This is a genomic window from Amylibacter marinus (genome assembly GCF_030160015.1).
Taxonomy (GTDB): Bacteria; Pseudomonadota; Alphaproteobacteria; order Rhodobacterales; family Rhodobacteraceae; genus Amylibacter; species Amylibacter marinus.
The window spans coordinates 417,545-437,558 of sequence record NZ_BSNN01000002.1 but is presented as its reverse complement, the minus strand read 5'-3'; the positions used below and the strand labels follow the sequence as shown (position 1 = coordinate 437,558).

19 protein-coding genes are annotated in these 20,014 nt (G+C 51.7%); 11 read left to right on the top strand and 8 right to left on the bottom strand.

Features of this window, described 5'->3' with window-relative positions; translation table 11 throughout:
• Positions 1–32 precede the first annotated feature (32 nt).
• Both QQL62_RS02995 and QQL62_RS02990 read right to left on the bottom strand, forming a co-directional pair.
• The gene (locus QQL62_RS02995; RefSeq protein ID WP_284376045.1) at positions 33–686 is read right to left on the bottom strand and encodes an MIP/aquaporin family protein; all 654 of its coding nucleotides are present in this window, start codon (positions 684–686) and stop codon (positions 33–35) included.
• Between the two features lie 11 nt (positions 687–697).
• Complete coding sequence (locus tag QQL62_RS02990; RefSeq protein ID WP_284376042.1) at positions 698–1,189, bottom strand: arsenate reductase ArsC; 492 nt, start codon at positions 1,187–1,189, stop codon at positions 698–700.
• A 254-nt stretch (positions 1,190–1,443) separates the two neighbouring features.
• On the opposite strand from QQL62_RS02990, the gene QQL62_RS02985 reads away from it, so the two are divergent.
• The gene (locus QQL62_RS02985) at positions 1,444–3,258 is read left to right on the top strand and encodes an extracellular solute-binding protein (protein ID WP_284376040.1); all 1,815 of its coding nucleotides are present in this window, start codon (positions 1,444–1,446) and stop codon (positions 3,256–3,258) included.
• 1 nt (position 3,259) lies between these two features.
• Here the strand turns inward: QQL62_RS02985 and QQL62_RS02980 are convergent, their stop codons facing one another.
• From QQL62_RS02980 to QQL62_RS02970, 3 genes are read right to left on the bottom strand one after another with little or no spacing between them, the layout of a single operon-like run.
• Positions 3,260–3,877 carry a LysE/ArgO family amino acid transporter gene (locus QQL62_RS02980; RefSeq protein WP_284376037.1) on the bottom strand — a complete coding sequence of 206 codons (618 nt, stop codon included), beginning with the start codon at positions 3,875–3,877 and terminating at the stop codon, positions 3,260–3,262.
• Positions 3,874–4,575 carry a DUF502 domain-containing protein gene (locus QQL62_RS02975; protein WP_284376035.1) on the bottom strand — a complete coding sequence of 234 codons (702 nt, stop codon included), beginning with the start codon at positions 4,573–4,575 and terminating at the stop codon, positions 3,874–3,876. The genes QQL62_RS02980 and QQL62_RS02975 overlap by 4 nt, the downstream gene beginning before the upstream one ends.
• A gap of 38 nt (positions 4,576–4,613) precedes the next feature.
• Positions 4,614–5,828: an acyl-CoA dehydrogenase gene (locus tag QQL62_RS02970; protein ID WP_284376033.1), complete on the bottom strand. Its 1,215-nt coding sequence runs from the start codon at positions 5,826–5,828 to the stop codon at positions 4,614–4,616.
• Positions 5,829–6,029: 201 nt separating this feature from the next.
• Between QQL62_RS02970 and gap the strand changes: the two genes are divergently transcribed.
• The 10 genes from gap to QQL62_RS02920 all read left to right on the top strand — a co-directional run bounded on the left by gap (position 6,030) and on the right by QQL62_RS02920 (position 17,012).
• Positions 6,030–7,031: a type I glyceraldehyde-3-phosphate dehydrogenase gene (gene gap, locus QQL62_RS02965; RefSeq protein WP_284376031.1), complete on the top strand. Its 1,002-nt coding sequence runs from the start codon at positions 6,030–6,032 to the stop codon at positions 7,029–7,031.
• A gap of 12 nt (positions 7,032–7,043) precedes the next feature.
• Positions 7,044–8,501, top strand: a complete 1,458-nt coding sequence (gene zwf, locus QQL62_RS02960) for a glucose-6-phosphate dehydrogenase (RefSeq protein WP_284376029.1) — start codon at positions 7,044–7,046, stop codon at positions 8,499–8,501.
• The gene (gene pgl, locus QQL62_RS02955; RefSeq protein ID WP_284376027.1) at positions 8,498–9,187 is read left to right on the top strand and encodes a 6-phosphogluconolactonase; all 690 of its coding nucleotides are present in this window, start codon (positions 8,498–8,500) and stop codon (positions 9,185–9,187) included. Before zwf ends, pgl begins: the two co-directional genes overlap by 4 nt.
• Positions 9,188–9,196: 9 nt before the next feature.
• The gene (gene edd, locus QQL62_RS02950) at positions 9,197–11,005 is read left to right on the top strand and encodes a phosphogluconate dehydratase (protein ID WP_284376025.1); all 1,809 of its coding nucleotides are present in this window, start codon (positions 9,197–9,199) and stop codon (positions 11,003–11,005) included.
• Positions 11,006–11,015: 10 nt separating this feature from the next.
• Positions 11,016–11,672 (top strand): bifunctional 4-hydroxy-2-oxoglutarate aldolase/2-dehydro-3-deoxy-phosphogluconate aldolase, encoded by a 657-nt coding sequence (gene eda / locus QQL62_RS02945; protein ID WP_284376023.1) that lies wholly within the window; start codon positions 11,016–11,018, stop codon positions 11,670–11,672.
• A gap of 42 nt (positions 11,673–11,714) precedes the next feature.
• Positions 11,715–12,686 carry a glucokinase gene (locus tag QQL62_RS02940; RefSeq protein WP_284376021.1) on the top strand — a complete coding sequence of 324 codons (972 nt, stop codon included), beginning with the start codon at positions 11,715–11,717 and terminating at the stop codon, positions 12,684–12,686.
• A gap of 159 nt (positions 12,687–12,845) precedes the next feature.
• On the top strand, positions 12,846–13,067 hold the full coding sequence (locus QQL62_RS02935) for a hypothetical protein (protein WP_284376019.1): 222 nt from the start codon (positions 12,846–12,848) through the stop codon (positions 13,065–13,067).
• Between the two features lie 283 nt (positions 13,068–13,350).
• Positions 13,351–14,412 (top strand): quaternary amine ABC transporter ATP-binding protein, encoded by a 1,062-nt coding sequence (locus tag QQL62_RS02930; RefSeq protein WP_284376018.1) that lies wholly within the window; start codon positions 13,351–13,353, stop codon positions 14,410–14,412.
• Between the two features lies 1 nt (position 14,413).
• Positions 14,414–16,000, top strand: a complete 1,587-nt coding sequence (locus QQL62_RS02925; protein ID WP_284376013.1) for an ABC transporter permease — start codon at positions 14,414–14,416, stop codon at positions 15,998–16,000.
• A 58-nt stretch (positions 16,001–16,058) separates the two neighbouring features.
• Positions 16,059–17,012 carry an ABC transporter substrate-binding protein gene (locus QQL62_RS02920; RefSeq protein WP_284376011.1) on the top strand — a complete coding sequence of 318 codons (954 nt, stop codon included), beginning with the start codon at positions 16,059–16,061 and terminating at the stop codon, positions 17,010–17,012.
• 43 nt (positions 17,013–17,055) lie between these two features.
• On the opposite strand, the gene QQL62_RS02915 is transcribed toward QQL62_RS02920, so the two are convergent.
• The 3 genes from QQL62_RS02915 to QQL62_RS02905 are packed head-to-tail and all read right to left on the bottom strand — an operon-like array spanning position 17,056 to position 20,013.
• Positions 17,056–17,949 carry a 2-dehydro-3-deoxygalactonokinase gene (locus QQL62_RS02915; protein WP_284376009.1) on the bottom strand — a complete coding sequence of 298 codons (894 nt, stop codon included), beginning with the start codon at positions 17,947–17,949 and terminating at the stop codon, positions 17,056–17,058.
• Positions 17,939–18,640, bottom strand: a complete 702-nt coding sequence (locus tag QQL62_RS02910; RefSeq protein WP_284376007.1) for a fumarylacetoacetate hydrolase family protein — start codon at positions 18,638–18,640, stop codon at positions 17,939–17,941. Before QQL62_RS02910 ends, QQL62_RS02915 begins: the two co-directional genes overlap by 11 nt.
• Positions 18,637–20,013 (bottom strand): M20/M25/M40 family metallo-hydrolase, encoded by a 1,377-nt coding sequence (locus QQL62_RS02905; RefSeq protein ID WP_284376005.1) that lies wholly within the window; start codon positions 20,011–20,013, stop codon positions 18,637–18,639. The genes QQL62_RS02910 and QQL62_RS02905 overlap by 4 nt, the downstream gene beginning before the upstream one ends.
• Position 20,014 lies beyond the last annotated feature (1 nt).

The window sequence follows — 20,014 nt, the reverse complement described above, 5'->3', positions numbered from 1 at the left end:
GTGCGCCAAAGATCAGACAGTTGCAAGGTGCGTTAGGCATCGCTTGGCGGAAAAACCCACCGTGCTACACACAAAGCACAGAACATACCGACAATCTGACAGATAACGAACATCGGTGCGTTTAAGGCATTTATCCCCGCAAATGTATCCGATAGCGTTCGCGCTAGGGTCACTGCCGGATTGGCAAAGCTCGTCGAGGCCGTAAACCAATAGGCCGCGGTGATGTAAAAACCAACCAGGCCTGCCACTTGATCGGGGCGATGACGTATGCCACCAAAAATCACCATCAAGAGCCCAAAGGTCGCGACAATCTCTGAAAACCCTTGTGCTGGCCCAGCACGCAATTTTTGCGAGGCCTGAAATATGGGTTGCTCGAACATCAAATGTGCCGCCCAAACGCCGATAATTCCGCCCAAAATTTGAACAACTATGTAAACAAGCGCAGGGCGTGTCGATATTTCACCCTTGATCCAAAAGGCAATTGTGACAACCGGGTTGAAATGTGCACCGGAAACCGGCCCCAAAATGGTGATCAGCACATATAAAATTGCCCCCGTAGCGATTGTATTGCCTAACAGCGCAATAGCTGTATTCCCATCTGCTAGGGTTTCCCCCATGATCCCAGAGCCAATAACAGTGGCCAGCAAAAACGCCGTGCCTAGAAGCTCTGCGATGAATTTATCCATTGTACCCACTGCTATTTTTTTGGCATCAAGGTGCCAATCTCCTCTAGTTCCCGCATCAGTTCTGCACGAGTCATGGTTTCGAAATCAAGCTCCAAGAACCGTTTGGCGCGGTTTTTCAAAATTTTATAAGCGGTTTTAAACGCTTTCTCGATCTCTTCTGGCGGGCCTTCAACCGCAGCAGGGTCTTCGACCCCCCAATGCGTCCGCAGGGGTGCACCAGGCCAAAAGGGGCACTCTTCGTCTCGAGCATTACCACAAACGGTTATAACCAGATCCATTTTCCGTGCATGTGGGCCAGAGTAAACATTCCATGATTTAGAACTGAAACGATCTGTGTGAAATTTTTTCGATTTCAAAAGAGCCAGTGCTGCGGGATTTACAACACCCGTGGGCTGAGAGCCCGCCGAATGCGCGGTGATACGTCCCGCACCGAAGTGATCAAATATCGCTTCGAGCAGAATAGAGCGGGCAGAATTGCCTGTGCAGAGGATAAGTACATTCATACTCACCTTTAATCCGATCTTGATAACAGTTTTATGACGAGAACAGCCCCAAACTCGCCTATGTGCAAAAAAAAACGCCCTCGTGAGAGGGCGCCAAGTCTTGAGGCAGGTTTCATACAGGCAAGAAACCTATCGAGCAGTAAAATATTTATAGGCGATTGGGCGCTGAATTACCAAGGAAAAATTTGAAGTTTGAAAAAGGCGGGGTATTGTTGTGCACAAATCGAACGAATCCAAGGGAAGTTGTTGCGTAGATGACACTAAATATAAAATCGCTCGGCGTATTGGCCGCTGTTTTCGCCATGTCTGGGGAATCGCTTTGGGCTGAACCCCAACATGGAATCGCTATGTATGGCGATCCTGCATTGCCCTCAGACTTTACTTCGTTGCCCTACGCTAACGCTGATGCCCCCAAAGGCGGCAAAATTATTTTTGGTGAAAAGGGCGGGTTTGATTCAATGAACCCCTATATTTTAAAGGGGAAGGCCCCGTGGGGGGTGCGCGCGCATACGGTCGAATCGTTGTTGATGCGCAGCTATGATGAACCATTTACGCTATATGGTCTGTTGGCAGAATCAGTCGAAACTGGACCGAATCGCGAATGGGTAGAGTTTACCCTGCGAAAAGAGGCCCAGTTTTCGGATGGATCCCCCGTAACAGTCGAAGATGTTCTGTGGTCGTTTGAGACCTTAGGAACCCAAGGGCACCCTCGCTATCAAAGCGCTTGGCAGAAAATAAAAACCGCCGAGAAAACAGCGGATCGTAGTGTGCGGTTCACTTTTAATGTGGTGGACTTCGAGGCACCGTTGATCATGGGATTGCGCCCGATTTTGCGTAAGGCCGATTGGGAAGGGCGGGTTTTCGAGGACAGCAGCCTCGATGTCGTCACCGGATCTGGGCCTTATGTCGTCTCTGGTTTTGAACCTAACCGTTTTATCGAATTTAGCCGCAATCCAGATTATTGGGGCAAAGATTTGGCGGTGAATGCGGGGCGCCATAATGCGGATACCCTGCGCTACGAATATTTCCGCGATGGCAATGTCTTGTTCGAGGCATTTAAGGCAGGCGATACATCTTGGCACCGCGAGGGCAATGCAGGAAAATGGGCCGAGCTCTATGATTTCCCTGCGGTTCAGCGCGGTGATGTGGTGAAATCTATCGTGCCCCACGCGCGCCCCTCGGGCATGAAAGGCTTCGTGTTTAATACCCGTAAGGATAAATTCGCCGATTGGCGTGTGCGCGATGCATTAATCCATGCATTTAACTATGAGTTTATCGTGCGCAATCGAAATTCGGTGGATGCGCCACGCTCTAGTTCTTATTTTTCGAACTCGGTATTGGGCATGTCTCATGATGCGGCACAAGGCGCGGTTTTGGAGCTGTTAGAGCCCTATCGGGATCAGCTGATCCCCGGTGCGATCGAGGGCTATAGTCTGCCTGTTTCTGATGGTTCCGAGGCCAATCGAAAAAACCTGCGCGTCGCAATGAAACAGCTGGCCGCCGCAGGCTGGACGATCCAAGAGGGCGTTCTGAAAAACGAGGCGGGCGAGGTGTTCGAGATCGAAGTCTTGCTAAAGGTTGGGGGCACTGTCGGTGGAATTGAGACCGAAGGTGTATTCAATATCTACGCCGATGCCCTGAAACGATTGGGCATTAACACCCGCATAACGCTGGTAGATAGTGCCGCCTATAACGAGCGTCGCAAGGCCTATGATTTTGATATGATATACAATTTCTGGTACTTGTCTTTGTCACCTGGGAACGAGCAAACCCTGTACTGGGGCGCCAATGGTATCACCACACCTGGTACGCGTAATTATATGGGCATGAACAGCCCCGCCGCCGAAGCCATGGTGGAAAAAATGCTGACTGCCGACAGCGCAGAACATTCGGTAGCGGCCACCAAAGCATTGGATCGCATTCTGACCAGCGGGCGCTATGTTGTGCCTTTGTGGTATTCCGAGGTTTCTCGACTGGCCCATAAGAAAGAGCTGAACTTCCCAGACCGCCTACCGATGTATGGCGACTGGAGCGGTTTTCTGCCCGATGTATGGTGGCTAGAACAATAGGCTAATGGGCCGCTAGGCTCACATATAACCCAAGCGCAATCGCCAGCATCACGCCGGCGATTGCCACATCCAAGTATCGCCAAACACGGGGCGATTTGAACGCGGGGGCGACCAAGCGCGCCCCATATCCCACGGTGAAGAAGAAAACGAACGAGGCGCTGACGGCCGCCAACGTAAAGGCGATTTTCAAAGGGACAGTTTCAAATTGCAACGATACCGTTCCCAGCAGCGCCGTTGTATCCAGATAGACATGTGGGTTCAGCCATGTAACGGCGGCCAATGTTGCTATAATTCTGCGCAGGCTGCGTGGCTTGCCTTCAATCTCGGCCTCGTATTGCCCGCGATAGGCCGCGATCAGGCGCAGTGCGGCATAGGAAACCAAGAAGATAATCCCGCCCCACGTCATGTAAAATGGCAGGTTGGGAAAGCGCGCCATCACGCTGGCCAACCCCGCCACGCCAGCACAGATTAGAATAGCATCGCTAAGCGCACAGAACATACATGTCCAGAAAACATGAGACTTTGCCAGCCCTTGGCGCAGCACCAGTGCATTCTGGGCGCCAATTGGCAAAATAAGCGAAAGGGCCGTAAAGAACCCCGTTAAAACAGCGGTCATCATTTGGTAGGCGTATCATCGCTCTTGGGCGCTAGAGTCTTGCCAGCCGCAATCTCAGCAGCGGTTGGCGGCTCAACGATACCCGCAGAGATAATCAATTTCGCCGCGGTCTCCACATCCATATCCAAAACCACCACATCTTTCTGTGGGACAAACAGCAAAAACCCCGAGGTTGGGTTGGGTGTAGTTGGTAGAAACACGCTGTACATGGGGGCGGCACCAGATTTATCCGATACTTCACCGCCAGTGGTCTTAGAGATAAACCCAATCGCCCAAACCCCCTGTCTGGGGTATTGCAATAGGCAGGCCTTCTCGAAATTGGCATCCGTGGAATTGGTGATCGTCTCTACCAGTTGTTTCGCCCCGTTATAGATCGAGCGTACCACAGGCACGCGGTCAACCCAGCGCTCGCCTACACGCACCAAGGAACGCCCAAACAACCCCTTGGTCAGCGCGCCAATCACTGTGGTAAACAGCAAAAAGAACACCACACCAAAGCCTCGAATATTGAAATCAATATAAGACTGCGGGTTATAGCTTTTGGGTACCAAAGGCAGAACGCGGTTGTCCACAAACCCCATGAAAGACCAAATCATCCAAATCGTCAGGGCTACCGGAAGTACAATCACCAAACCGGTAAAGAAATTGCTTCTGAGGCGCGAAATAAGGCCGGGTTTTTTCAATTTTTGAGGCTGTGTCATCGGATCTTCTTTGGGTTTTACGAAGGCAGAATAGGACGTTAGGCAAAGGCCTGCAATCCTGTTTGTGCACGCCCAAGGATCAAGGCATGAATATCATGTGTTCCCTCATAGGTGTTTACGGCCTCTAGGTTCATTACATGGCGAATAACACCGTATTCATCGGAGACACCATTACCTCCATGCATATCACGCGACTGGCGGGCAATGTCCAAGGCCTTGCCGCAATTGTTGCGCTTCATCAGGCTGATCAGTTCGGCAGGGGCGCGATGCTCGTCAAACAGACGTCCCAATTGCAAACAACCCTGTAGGCCTAATGAAATCTCGGTCTGCATATCTGCCAGCTTTTTCTGGATCAGTTGGGTTTGGGCCAATGGTTTACCAAATTGCACACGGTCTAGCGTATATTGCCGCGCGCTGTGCCAGCAGAACTCGGCCGCGCCCATTGATCCCCATGCAATGCCATATCGCGCGCGATTCAAACAGCCAAATGGCCCCGCCAAGCCTGCCACATGGGGCAACAAATTCTCGTCGGGCACAAAAACGTCGTCCATCTGGATCATACCCGTGACCGAAGCACGCAAAGAAAACTTGCCCTCGATTTTGGGGGCATTTAGCCCCTTCATACCCTTATCCAGAATAAAACCTTTGATTGCTCCATCATGGGCATCTGACTTTGCCCAAACCACGAATACATCTGCAACCGGCGCGTTGGTGATCCAGTTTTTGGCACCAGACAGCATAAATCCACCGTCAACCTCGCGCGCACGCGTTAGCATACCATTGGGATCAGAACCATGATCCGGTTCCGTCAACCCAAAGCACCCAATCCATTCGCCGCTAGCCAATTTTGGTAAATATTTGGCTCGCTGGTCATCGGTGCCATATGCAAATATTGGATGCATAACCAGCGAACTTTGTACAGACATTGCTGATCGATAGCCGCTGTCGATGCGCTCGACCTCGCGGGCAATCAGACCATAGGATGTATAGTTGGCATCTACCCCCCCAAACTCTTCGGGTAGGGTGGCCCCCAACAAGCCCAATGCGCCCATTTCTCGCATAATATTGGTGTCGAAATTCTCGTGGCGATTGGCATCGATTACACGTGGGGCCAGCTTGTCTTGGCAATAGGCGCGCGCGGTATCGCGGATCATGCGTTCTTCGTCGCTAAGCTGTTGGTCTAGAAGAAAGGGATCCTGCCAATCAAAGCTTGCTGGTTTTGCCCGTGCAATCTCTGGTGTGTTTTGTGCCATACTGCCGCTCCTTGATTAACTAATGCGCAAGTCTAAGACCATTTTTCCACCGAGCGAAAGCGCATTTTCGGAGCAATGCATAACAATCTGTGATCAGGAAATTTATTTTTGCCGCCAGAAGCGTTGCATTTTACCTAACGTCAGTATAGGTCTGTTAGCGCTAACGGTTAACGATTCTGCCCCTTGGGCAATGGAGATAAAATGACACTTAAAGTAGCTATTAATGGTTTTGGGCGCATTGGACGTTCGGTATTCAGATCTGTGTTCGAACAACAGGCACAGGACGTTGAGATTGTAGCGATCAATGATTTGGCTGATAACGAGACACTGGCGCATTTGTTGCGCTTCGACAGCGTTCATGGGCGTTTTTCCAAGAGTGTAGAGGTCGTTGACGGCGGCATCGAAGTGGATGGGAAATTTGTTCGCATCACAGAAATCCGTGACCCACGCGAATTGCCATGGGGCGATGTTGATATCGCGATGGAATGTACCGGTATTTTCACCGCCCGCGACAAGGCGGCGTTGTTGCTGGAAAGCGGCGCTAAGCGTGTGCTGATTTCTGCACCTGGCAAAGATGCCGATAAAACAATCGTTTATGGCGTGAACCACCAGACATTGACCAAGGACGATGTGATCGTTTCAAACGCATCTTGCACGACCAATTGCTTGGCACCGATTTCAAAGGTGCTGCACGAATTGGCTGGTATCAAAACTGGGTACATGACCACAATCCACGCCTATACGGGTGATCAGCCAACCCATGATACCGATCACTCTGATCTGTATCGTGCACGGGCTGCAGCCTTGTCGATGATACCAACCTCAACGGGGGCGGCGCGCGCGATCTCATTGGTTATACCAGAGTTGACCGGAAAATTGGACGGCAGCGCCATTCGTGTCCCAACAGCGAATGTGTCCATGGTCGATTTGACCTTTGTACCAGAAAAACCTGTGACCGTTGAAGAAATCAATGCCGCCATGAAGGCCGCCGCTGCGAATGACTTGGCCGGTGTTTTGCAATACGAAGATGCACCTTTGGTATCTGTGGATTACAATCACACGACCACATCCAGTAACTACGCCGCCCCCCAGACCTGTGTAACAGCCGATGGTCTGGTACGGGTTGTGTCGTGGTATGACAACGAGTGGGGCTTTTCTAACCGAATGATTGATACTGCCCGCGTTCTTGGTCAGTTGATTTAAAGGTCAAGCGTCATGGTCTCTTCGATTATCCCTGTTCAACCGTTTGATCTGGTTGTTTTTGGTGGCACGGGAGATCTATCGCGGCGCAAAATATTACCTGCCTTGTTCCGCCGTGTTATGGCGGGGCAATGCCCTGAGGGGAGCCGCATTATTGGGGCTTCTCGCAGTAAACTAACGGCAGATGAATTCCGCGAGATGGTGCGCAAGTCCATCAATGAATTCGTACCAGCCAAGGAATTTAAGGCCGCCGATTTAGAGGCCTTTTTGCTGATGGTCGAGTATTGCGCCGTAGATGCGTTTTCGGATGCGGGCTGGACCAAATTGGCCGATACCCTATCGATGGGCGACAACGCCATTCGTACATTCTACCTTTCAATCAGCCCGACATTGATCACGCCAACCACGCGACAAATGGCAAGTTTCAAGCTGATCACCCATGAGACCCGCGTGGTGGTGGAAAAGCCCCTTGGCACGGATCTAGACAGTGCCAAATCGTTGAACAAAACCCTAAAAGATGTGTTCGAAGAGCGCCAAATTTACCGCATCGACCACTATCTGGGGAAAGAAACTGTGCAGAACCTTATGGCGCTGCGCTTTGCGAACGTGTTGTTGGAGCCCCTTTGGAACAGCAAATACGTAGATCATGTGCAAATCACCGTGGCCGAAACCGTTAGCGTGGACGGGCGCGGTGAATACTATGATCTGTCAGGCGCGATGCGGGACATGGTGCAAAACCACCTTATGCAGCTCCTTTGCTTGGTGGCCATGGAACCCCCATCGCGCTTTGACGCCGATGCGGTTCGTGATGAAAAACTAAAGGTTATCCGCGCGTTAGAGCCGGTTTCGATGCGCAATACCGTTCGAGGCCAATACCGCAGCGAGGGTGAGATCGCCAGCTTTCTTGACCATGTCGGGAACAGCGCCTCGAATACCGAGAGCTATGTGGCCCTAAAGGCCGAGATCGGCAACTGGCGGTGGGCAGGTGTACCGTTCTATCTGCGCACCGGCAAGGCGCTGAAAAAACGCGTATCTGAAATCACGCTGGTGTTCAAACCTGTGCCGCATTCGATATTTGACGACAGCAATGAGGGTTTTCAAAACAAGCTGATCATCCGTCTACAGCCCGAAGAGGGCATCACCCTCCATATGTCGGTTAAAGAACCAGGGCCGGGGGGGATGCGTCTAACTGAGGTGCCGCTGGATATGAGCTTTGCGGATGTGGTGCCCGAGGGGGTGACCATTGATGCCTATGAACGTTTGATTATGGATGCGGTACGCGGCAATCAGACATTGTTTATGCGCGGCGACGAAGTCGAGGCCGCATGGGCGTGGGTAGATCACATCATCGCCCAGTGGGACGCCTCTAGCAGCAAGCCCCACAGTTATGATCAAGGCAGCACCGGCCCCGAGGATGCCATTGCGCTATTGGCGCGCGATGCACGGCGCTGGCAACCTATGGGGGAAACATGATAGATATTGTCAATTACGAAGAGCGCCAAATCCAAATCATCGGATTGGCAAATCGCGTCGCAGACGAGCTGTTGCGCGCGCTGGCCGCGCGGGGGCGCGCAACATTAGTGGTTCCCGGTGGCACAACATCACCAGATTTCCTGCGCGAACTATCGACCAAACGCCTTGTATGGGAAAAAATCGACACCTTTGTTTGCGCTGACCAATTTGTGCCAGAATCCGATGCGCGCTCGAATGTTGGTATGGTACGTCGAGAACTGCTGCAAAATCATGCCGCCAAGTGCAATTTGCACAGCTTTTGGAGCGCGTACAACAGCGCACAAGACCAAGCCCTGAAATTGGGGCGCTCTATCGAACAGCATTTGCCGATTGATGTATGTGTTCTGGGGATGGGGCTGGATATGCATACCGCCAGTCTGCTGCCAGGGGCCAAAGACCTACAAACCGCCCTGCGGGATGAAGAACGGCGCAATGTGGTCTGTATTGAGGCCGCCAATTGCGCAACACCGCGCCTAACCCTTACGGCCCCAAGCCTGCGCCGAGCACGCAATTTGCACCTATTGATCACGGGACGCGCCAAGCGTATGGCACTGGGACGCGCATTGAAAATCAACAGCGTAAAACAGGCCCCAATCAAGGCTGTAATGCAGGTTGACAACCCGCTGAATGTTCATTTCGCAGCCTAGGAGGCTATCATGGCTCTCAATAAAGTTATCAGCGACGTAACCGATGCAATCATACAGCGTTCTGAGAAAAGCAGACGGGCCTATCTGGATCGGATGGAAGCCGCGCGCGGCGAAGGCCCCAATCGGGCCCATCTCACCTGCGGTAATCAGGCCCATGCCTATGCCCCAATGGGCCAAGACAAGGATACATTGGTAGAGGCAACCGCCGGCAACGTGGGCATCATCACATCCTATAATGATATGCTGTCCGCGCATCAGCCGTTTTCCACCTATCCTGACCTGATCAAAGAAGTGGTGCGCCAAAATGGTGGTACCGCACAGGTGGCAGCAGGTGTTCCGGCCATGTGCGATGGCGTTACACAGGGCCAAACAGGCATGGAGTTGTCGTTGTTTTCACGCGATGCAATTGCAATGTCCGCTGGCATTGGCCTGTCTCATAACGTGTTCGATAGCTCTATCTATCTAGGTGTTTGCGATAAAATCGTACCCGGATTGGTAATTGCGGCGGCCACATTTGGGCATTTGCCGGCGGTCTTTATGTCTGCAGGGCCGATGCCATCGGGTATCACCAATGATGAAAAGGCCCGCGTACGCAAAGAATTCGCCCAGGGCAATGTGGGGCGCGAAGAGTTGATGGCCGCAGAAATGGCCAGCTACCACGGGCCGGGGACCTGTACCTTTTATGGTACCGCCAATACCAACCAGATGTTGATGGAAATCATGGGGTTGCAACTCCCTGGATCGAGCTTTGTTAATCCAGGCACCGATCTGCGCACCGCACTTACCAAAGAGGGCGCAAAACTTGCGCTTTCTATCACCGATCTGGGTAATAAATACACGCCAGTAAGCAGAATTTTGGACGAACGCGCCTATGTAAACGGTATTGTAGGCCTAATGGCCACAGGCGGGTCAACAAACCTATTGATCCATATACTGGCCATGGCCCGCGCCAGCGGCATCATTCTGGATTGGGATGATTTTGCTAAAGTGTCTGAGGTAATCCCACTGTTAACCAAGGTCTATCCAAATGGATTGGCCGATGTTAACCATTTTCATGCCGCAGGGGGGCTGGGCTTGGTGATCCGAGAGTTGCTGAACGCGGGACTGGTGCATGACGACACCACCACAATTCTGGGTAAAGGCCTAGAAGACTTCACCAAAGATCCGATCCTTGACGGCGCATCCGTTACATGGCGCCAAGGCCCCCAAAAAAGCCTGAACAACAAAATCGTCAGCTCGGTCGAAAATCCGTTCCAAGCATCTGGCGGTCTGGCCAGCCTGAACGGCAATCTGGGCAAGGGGGTTATGAAAATCTCGGCGGTAGCCCCAGAGCGGCGCAGCCTAACCGCACCTGTGCGCATCTTCCATGATCAGCCCAGCGTCATTGCGGCCTTCCGTGCCAATGAATTCACCAAAGACGTGGTGGTCGTTGTCCGCTACCAAGGCCCGCAAAGTAATGGCATGCCTGAGTTGCATGGCTTGACCCCATGTCTCACGGTTCTGCAAGATCGCGGGATCAACTTGGCATTGGTGACTGATGGGCGTATGTCTGGGGCATCGGGCAAGGTTCCGGCGGTAATCCACGTCAGCCCCGAAGCTTCGCAAGGGGGGCCTTTGGCCTTTTTAAAGGACGGGGATATCGTGACGGTCAATGCAAACACTGGCGAAATGTTCGCCCATGACGAGACTTTCTTTACCCGTGATGTTGATCATCCCGATCTGTCGGGCAATGAATTTGGGGTAGGGCGCGAATTGTTCAACGTGTTTAGAAATGCCGTGGGGCGTGCGGATACGGGCGCTTCAATTTTTGAGTTTTAAAGGAAAAATGATGTCAAAGATTACCGCAAGCGAAGCCTGTAAACGCACGGCCGAAATCTGCCAAGCGGCGCCGGTCGTTCCTGTTTTGATTGTTGATGACGCCAGCACTGCCTACGATTTGGGGGCGGCCTTGGTCCGTGGCGGTTTGCCGGCGCTAGAAGTAACCCTGCGTACCGATTGTGCGCTAGAGGTGATTTCTGAAATGGCCAAGGTCAAAGGCGGGATCGTGGGTGCGGGCACTTTGCTCACCCACCAAGATGTTAAAAACGCCAAGGCCGCGGGGGCCAAATTTGGCGTATCACCCGGTGCGACACCGGCGCTGATTGACGCCTGCGAAGCAGAAGGCCTGCCCTTGTTGGCTGGGGCCGCCAGTGGATCCGAGGCCATGGCCTTACTTGAACGCGGTTACACATGGCAGAAGTTTTTCCCAGCAGAGGCCGCCGGTGGTGCGCCGCTGTTGAAATCACTATCTTCCCCTCTGTCGCAGATTACATTCTGCCCCACAGGTGGCGTAAGTTTGACAAATGCGCAGGCCTATCTGAACCTGCCCAATGTGGTCTGTGTTGGCGGCTCTTGGGTCGCGCCAACAGATGTGATAAAAGCGGGGAACTGGGATCAGATCGAAGAAATAGCGCGTACCGCCCATTCCACTTTGAAATCTGCCTAAATTCAAGCGCCGTCGTAGTCTAGGGCGCAACTGGGGATTGCCATGAATTGGAATTTGATAGCGGATATCGGCGGTACCAATGCCCGTTTTGCGGCGCTTCAGGATGGCGAGATCACCAAAATCCAACAATATCCCTCTAAGGGCCCGCAGGGCGTACTGGAGGGCTTGCGCCATTTTGTTGCGGCGGGCGATCGGGCCCCAGAACGCGCCTGTTTGGCCATTGCAGGGCCGGTGGATGACTTAGGTGCTACGCTTACCAATGCAAACCAATATATAAAGCGCGTTGATGTTCGCGATATTCTGAATTGCCAAGAGGTACAGTTTATCAATGACTTTGAGGCGGCCTCTTGGGCAATGGTGAATATTTCTGATGCGGATGTTACCTGCCTGCAAGGGCCGGTCATACCACCCAGAGGCCACCGCCTGATTATCGGGCCAGGCACAGGGCTGGGCGTTGGATCGTTGGCACAGCAGGGGCAGGGCTATATCGCCATCGCCGGCGAGGGCGGCCATATCGGCATTTCCCCGCGCTGTGTTGCGGATTTGGGGGTATTTCAGCGTGTTGCTGAAATCTGGCCCGAAGCTGATTTTGCGAATAGCCCATTGTGTATAGAGGCTGAGGCAATCCTCAGCGGAACTGGTCTGCCAATTTTGTACCGTGCTATTGCGCTGGAACAGGGGCAGACAATTGCCGATATGAGTGCCGAGATGATTATGGCATCAGCCCAATCCAAAAGCGATGCGATTGCCCAGCGTGCAATTTCTATGTTTCGATGCTATCTGGGCAAAATGGCAGGGGATCTGGCCATCACCAATTCCGCTCATGGCGGCGTTATCCTGACCGGCGGCGTGCTGGCAAAAAACCCATGGCTGCTAGATGCCGAGTTTGTGGCGGCATTTAATGATGGGGGTCGGTTTACGGCCATACGTCAGAATATACCGATCTATCTGTATAACAGCGAGATGTTTGGCCTGCGGGGCTCTGCAAATGCTCTGACTCACAAACAAGCCTGACTAGGGGCGGTTTATTTGCATGGCAATCGCCATAGATATGCGTCTAGCGCATATCGGGAACTCTGTATCGTCTGTAGTAACTATGCCCGAAAAGCCGCATTGTGAGCCTAAGATTTAGATTGCTAACGGATCATAGGAGTTTCGAATATGGCACATGTAATGAACACACTAAACGGCTCGTTCGCTGCGACAATCGTTTCAGCATTTGCAGCAATTGGTACGAAAATTGAAGCAGGTTTCGAAGCCCTAGCGGCTGCGAATTCATGCAGCCACATCAGCAAAGCAATGAACAACATGACAGATGCAGATCTGGCTGACAAATACGGCATCAACCGCGACCAGATCAACGCTTATGTATTTCGCGAAACAGCTCTGAGCTAAACGTGATCTCACTTTTTGACTTTTGACCGTCGCCTTTGGGTGGCGGTTTTTTTATTTCCGGACGATGATAAGGTTTGAGTATAAATTTTAAAACCTTCTGAAAATTTGTTACTTTTCAAATTTATATAGAAATACTTCGCAAAACTGTTCATTTATGTCGTAATAACCACCTCTGTTCCCCATTCGGCAAATAATCTGATCTTGGGGTTTGACCGAAGGGTCAAATGCCATAAGGTAAGGAACAGATCGCACTCTATGCGGCAATAATGATGGGGAGTTTTGAATGCAAGAACCAACGACCAAGCCAGTCGTCGAGGTTAAAAATGTCTGGAAAATTTTTGGGGATCGAGCCGAAGAGGCCATGGCCGCAGTCCAGAATGAAAATATCGGCAAAGCAGAGGTGTTGGAGCGGTTCGAATGTGTTGTCGGCGTACGTGATGTATCGCTGGATGTTTATGCAGGCGAAGTGTTTTGTATCATGGGCCTATCCGGATCCGGTAAATCGACGCTGGTGCGTCATATAAACCGTTTGATTGAGCCCACACACGGAAATATATCAATTGATGGCGTGGATGTCGGTGGGCTTGGCCCAGAAGACCTGCGTATCATGCGCGCCGATAAAATCGGCATGGTTTTCCAAAATATGGCCTTGTTGCCGCACCGTAGCGTGCGGGATAATATCGCCTTTGCCTTGGAATTACGTAATGTTGATGCCTTTACGCGCTCGGAATTGGCCAACAAGGTAATCGAAACCGTTAGCCTACAAGGCTACGGCGATCGTATGCCTTCGGAATTGTCTGGTGGTATGCAGCAACGCGTTGGTCTGGCGCGGGCCTTGGCCGCTGATCCGGATATCTTGCTGATGGACGAGCCGTTCTCGGCCCTCGATCCCTTGATTAGGCGCGGACTTCAGGACGAGTTTTTAGCCCTATCTAAGACCATGAACAAGACGACATTGTTCATCACCCACGACCTCGACGAGGCCATTCGAATGGGGTCGCGGATTGCGATTATGAAAGACGGCGCGATTGTTCAAGTCGGTACGCCCGAAGATATCGTAACCAATCCGGCCGATGATTATGTGGCCGATTTTGTTCAGGGCATTTCGAAACTGAAATTGGTCTTTGCCCATACGGTGATGGTTCCAGTCGAACAATACGAAAAAGAGAATAAGAAGCTGGGCTCATTGAAAAATTGCCCAACCGCGGGGCCAGAAGATGATCTGGATCGCTTGGTAAGCTTAGCTGTGGATCAAGACAACCCGGTTGTGATTATGGACAATGATGCACCGGTTGGCGTGGTCACCAAAGATGCGCTATTACGTGCTATTCAGGGGGAACAATAAAATGACTGAAGATACTCAAACCCCATTTCATGATTTTGCAGGGGCGGCTGGCGATTACTACGCCAAAACTTTTCTTAAAATTCAGAAAAGCACATTGGGCAAAGCGCATATCAATATCGCCGCAACCATTGGTAGCTTTATCTGGGCCAGCATGCGTGGCAATTGGTTGTTGTTCTGGATCGGTTTTTTCATCGATCTGGTGGCTCTGGTTTATATTGGGGCTTCATATAAATTCAAAACCGCAGCCATCAATGTAGCAGATGAAATTGTTAGCCTAACCGCGGCAGGTAACAGTGCTGCCGCCAGCAATAAAACGCTATTATTAGAACGTTATGAAAATTGGACGGGCAGTAATTTCCTAACCGCGATTGTGATCTTTATCATCGGGCGATTGGTGTTCGGCTGGCTCGCAGATCGTATTTATTACCGTCAATATAATAGCTGGCGGGTGGATCGCTCGAAAAACTCCAACCTACGGGTGAACCGGTTGGTGCTTAGCGCGGTTATCGTAGCCTTAATCGCACCTTTGATGCTGTATCGCTCTACACAATTTGCACCAGATGCGCGAACCTGTATCAAACAAGATCGGGCGGTAACCGAGGGCAAGGACGTTTCGTTTAAGAATCGCTTTGATTGCAAGGTGATTTCAGATTTCCCGACGCTGTTTTGGATCGATCGCCCAGACAAAATTAGCTATCCACGCGCCGAAGACGGGACTCGCTTTGTAAAGCGTGAACCGCAAACTGGCAAAAAGCCCATAAACCTACACACCTATACATCTGGTGTAATCGAAAATGTTGTCGGATATCTAACGGCCTTCTATGGCTACTTCTTCGATGGGGTTGTTGGTGTTCTGACGGTTCTGTTGAATGCTGTTACGGCAATTTTCGTTGGTACACCTTGGCCGATTATGATGGGGGGGCTGTTGGTGCTGTCCTATTATTTGGCGGGGCCGCGTATTGCCATTTTTGTGGGATCCTCACTGGTTTATCTGGCCCTGTTCGGGTTCTGGCAAACCGCGATGGAAACCATGTCATTGGTGGCGGCGGCAACCTGTGTGTGTATCCTGTTTGGGCTGCCCTTGGGTGTCTGGGTTGGTAAATCTGATTTGGGGCGGGCAATTGTCACCCCAATATTGGATATCATGCAGACCATCCCATCCTTTGTTTACCTATTACCTGCGGTGGCGTTCTTCGGCATCGGCGTGGTGCCGGGTATTCTGGCGACGGTTATTTTCGCTATGCCGCCGATGGTGCGTCTAACATCGCTGGGCATCCAGCATGTTCCTGAATCCACCAAAGAAGCCGCATTGGCTTATGGCGCAAATCCGCGGCAATTGCTGACTAAGGTTGAATTGCCCTTGGCGTTACCCTCTATCATGGCGGGCGTGAACCAAGTGGTGATGATGAGCTTGTCTATGGTGGTGGTTGCGGCCTTGATCGGGGCAGGGGGCATGGGCTTCTTGGTTACCCGGGCATTGGCCAATTCAAATACCGGCAAGGGCGTCTTGGCGGGGATTGGTATTGCATTGCTGGCAATGATGATTGATCGTGTAGTGCAAAAGGCCAGCAAAGCTAGTCAACAATAAAAATATACCAAAACCTGCTTCGGTGGGTTTTGGTCAAAAATTCAACAAGGAGAGAAAAATGAAACTATTAAAAACACTGGCGGCCACTACGGCATTGGCAGTTGCGGCATCCGGCGCAATGGCCCAGGACGGCAAAGTCCGCATTTCCAGCCTAACATGGACTGGCGCGAATGCGATCGAACACATCATCCAAGCCATCATCACCGGCCCAATGGGCGGCGAAGCCGAGATCGTATCAGGTGCATCTGATGCATCTGTTATTTTCTCTGGTATGGACAAGGGCGATGGTTCTTTGGATGTCTATTCCGACCTTTGGATGCCAAACCAAGCTGCAAATTGGGATAAATTCGTGGATGGTAACGAAACAGTTGCAGTGAACACGCCCTACACAGGTACCCAAGGTATGTTTGTACCACATTACCTAGCGGATAAGGTGACCTCGTTTGAGGATCTGAACAACCCTGAAATCGCTGCTCTGTTTGATAAAGATGGCAATGGTAAAGGCGAATATTGGGCAGGTGATGCCGCATGGACCTCTACAAAAATGTGGCAGGTTAAGTTTAAATCATACGGTCTGGACGAGCTATGGGAGCCAGAAATTGTTTCTGACGCTACTTTCAAAGCCCAGCTAAAAGCGGCCTACGGTAACCAAAAACCGATCTTGTTCTACTACTGGACACCAGAATGGCTGTTCGCGGCATATGAGCTGACCGCACTGAACGAGCCACCTGTAACCGAAGGCTGTCGTGATCTAAAATTAGGCCAAGAAGACTGGCTTGAAGCGTCTACATTTAAATGTAAGCACAATGATGCAGAGGTTTTCATCGCCTATTCAAAATCACTTGAAACTCGCAACCCCACAGCGGCTAAATTGTTGGCGAACATGAAGTTCTCTCCTGATGAGGTAAACGCACTGATTTTGCGTATTGGTCGTGACGAAGAAGACCCTCAAGATGTTGCAGAAGAGTGGGTAGAAGAAAACATGGATCTGATTAACTCTTGGATCCAGTAAATCCTTACTGATTAACAAAAAGGGGCCCAAGTGGCCCCTTTTTTTATGCGCGAGCTTGGCTAAGACCCAGCCGAGTAATGTGATCCCCAGACAGGATCTTGGCATCAGCACCTTGTTTCACTAAGGCATGGCGATAGATCTCGCTTTGATGCCCAGACCCAACAATCAAAACCTGTTGCCCCAGCCAATATGGCTTGGCTCCGCCCAGTTCTAGGCCGATTAGCAGCCCCGACAGAGTGCTATAGGCATTCAGGTTTGATGCCTCATCCACCAGTCCCGTTGCGCGCAATGAAAACAGATTTGCCGCCACACGCTTGGGATCCGTCAGCCCCGTGGACAATCCGTCCTCAAAGGCACGAATATCCCAATCTGTCTCAGCCATCGAATGGCGCAAAACTGATCGCGTAGACAGCAAGGCAAAGGTTTCGCCGGTCATAAAGGTACGAAAACTGACAACCTCGCCCGCAGAGATATGCGCCCATTTTGTGTGGGTACCGGGCAGGCAAATCACGCCATCAAATTCAGGATCATCATGCAGAACACCCAATATCTGGGTCTCTTCACCGCGCATCACATCTGCGGGGGATTTCTGCATCATCCCCGGTATAATCGACACGCTGATGCGCGGATCACTGGTGGGAACACGCAGGGCTGTTTTGGCTGTAGGCGGGGCGGCAGGCACGGCCACATATGCGGCCTCAGCCCAACCTTGGCGTGCGCCAACCATGCCACAGCATAGAACTTCCGTTACCAGCCCAATTGGCAAATAGGGATCGATGAGGGCCATTAGGGCCGCTTCGAACTGATCGGGTTCCAAGGTTCCCATGCCTCGCGCGGATTCAAGTGCATGCTGCGGCCGGTTCTGGGCATCCATCACCCAAGCGCGTAGGTTGCTGGTTCCCCAATCAACCGCGATCCAATTTGGATTATATTCCATCTGTCACCTGTATTGTTAAATCCTCTACACCAGCAAGGCTGGCCCGCATTTGATCACCTGCCTGAATGGGGCCGACGCCCGCAGGTGTACCTGTCATAATCACATCACCCGCACAAAGGGTGAAATACCGAGAAAGCACTGAAATGATCTCGGGGGTCTTCCAAATCATCTGCGCCAAATCTCCCGTTTGCACAGTTACCCCATTGATAGATAGCGATATTTCTCCAGAGCTAAGATGCCCGATCTGATCGAATGGAACCACGGGACCCATTGGCGCTGAATGCTCGAATGCCTTGCCAATTTCCCATGGACGGCCCATCTTTTTCATTTCTGCCTGTAGATCCCTGCGCGTCATATCCAAACCCAAACCGTACCCGAAAATACAGTCATTGGCCTGTTCAATGGGTATGTTATGGCCACCGGATTTCAGCGCCACCACCATCTCTACCTCGTATTGCACATCCTCAGAGATGGCGGGCATTGGGAATATTCCGTCGGTGCGGATATTGTCTGGATTCTTCTGAAAGAAAAACGGCGGCTCGCGATCTGGGTCATGGCCCATCTCAATCGCATGGGCAGCATAGTTGCGGCCAATACAATAGAGCCTGCGCACCGGAAATCGCTTGGAACTGCCCTCCACAATTAATGCAGGCCGTGGGGCAGGCGGGATTACAAATTCCTCAGCGCTCATGTTTTTGACAGCGCATCTAATATGCGAACCCAACTACGGATACCCTTGTGAAAGCTGCGTAAATCGTATTTTTCATTGGGCGAGTGAATGCTGTCATCATCCTGTGCAAACCCGATCAGCATGGTTTCAATACCTACGATATCTTGGAAGTGCCCCGCAATTGGGATCGATCCACCACAGCCAACATAGACACCAGCATTGTCCCATTCATCACCTAGCGCCGTACGCGCGATTTCAAAGGCAGGGTGGTCAATTTTCATGTTGGATGCACTGGATGCCCCATGGCGGTGATAATCCAATGTGCAATCCGCGGGCAGATAGGATCTAAGATGCGCTTCAAAGGCCGCATGGATTTTATCTGGGTCTTGAGTTCCAACAAGCCGAAAGCTGACTTTGGCACTAGCCTGTGCTGGCAGAACCGTTTTGAAACCCTCACCCGTATATCCACCCCAGATACCATTTACCTCGGCTGTGGGGCGCGACCAGATTTGTTCTAAAACACTGCGCCCTTGCTCACCTGCGGGTACCGATAGGCCGACCTCTGCCAAAAATTTGGCCTCGTCAAAATCCAATCCTTGCCATTGTTGCGCCACCTGTTCGGGTAACTCAGGCACACCCTCATAAAATCCCTCCAATGTTACGCCGCCCTGATCATTGTGCAGATCAGCTAAGGCACGCGTTAACACGCGAATTGGGTTGATTGATGGCCCGCCATACATACCAGAATGCAAATCCTTGTTTGGGCCATTGAGGGTAATCTCTGCACCAACCAAACCACGCAACATCGTTACAATCGAGGGGGTGTTCGGCTCGACCATGCCCGTGTCACAAATCAGCGCTACATCGGCGCGCAGCTCCTCTGCATGCTCTGTCATATAAGGCACCAATGACGGCGAGCCACTTTCCTCTTCACCCTCAAAAAAGATACTAATTTTACTGGGCAAAGAACCCGTTACCGCCTTATAGGCACGACAGGCCTCGACAAAGGTCATCAACTGCCCCTTGTCGTCGGATGATCCGCGCCCACGGATCACAGGCCCGTTTTCGGTCTCTTCTAGGCGGGGTTCAAACGGCGGGTTATCCCATAAATCCAATGGATCAACCGGCTGGACATCATAGTGGCCATAAAACAGAACATGCGTGCCGCCAGTACCGCCCGTACCCATGACCATCGGATGACCGGCGGTTGGGCGTTTTTCGGTGTTGAACCCGATGTCTTGCAAATCGTCTACCAGCCACTCTGCGGCCGCATCGCACTGCTGTGCATAGGCAGGGTCGGTAGAAATGCTTTCAATGCGCAGCAAATCTAGCAGGCGCGCAATTGCATTTTCAAAGTCGTTGTCCACATGGGATAGAACAGCATCAAGAGACATC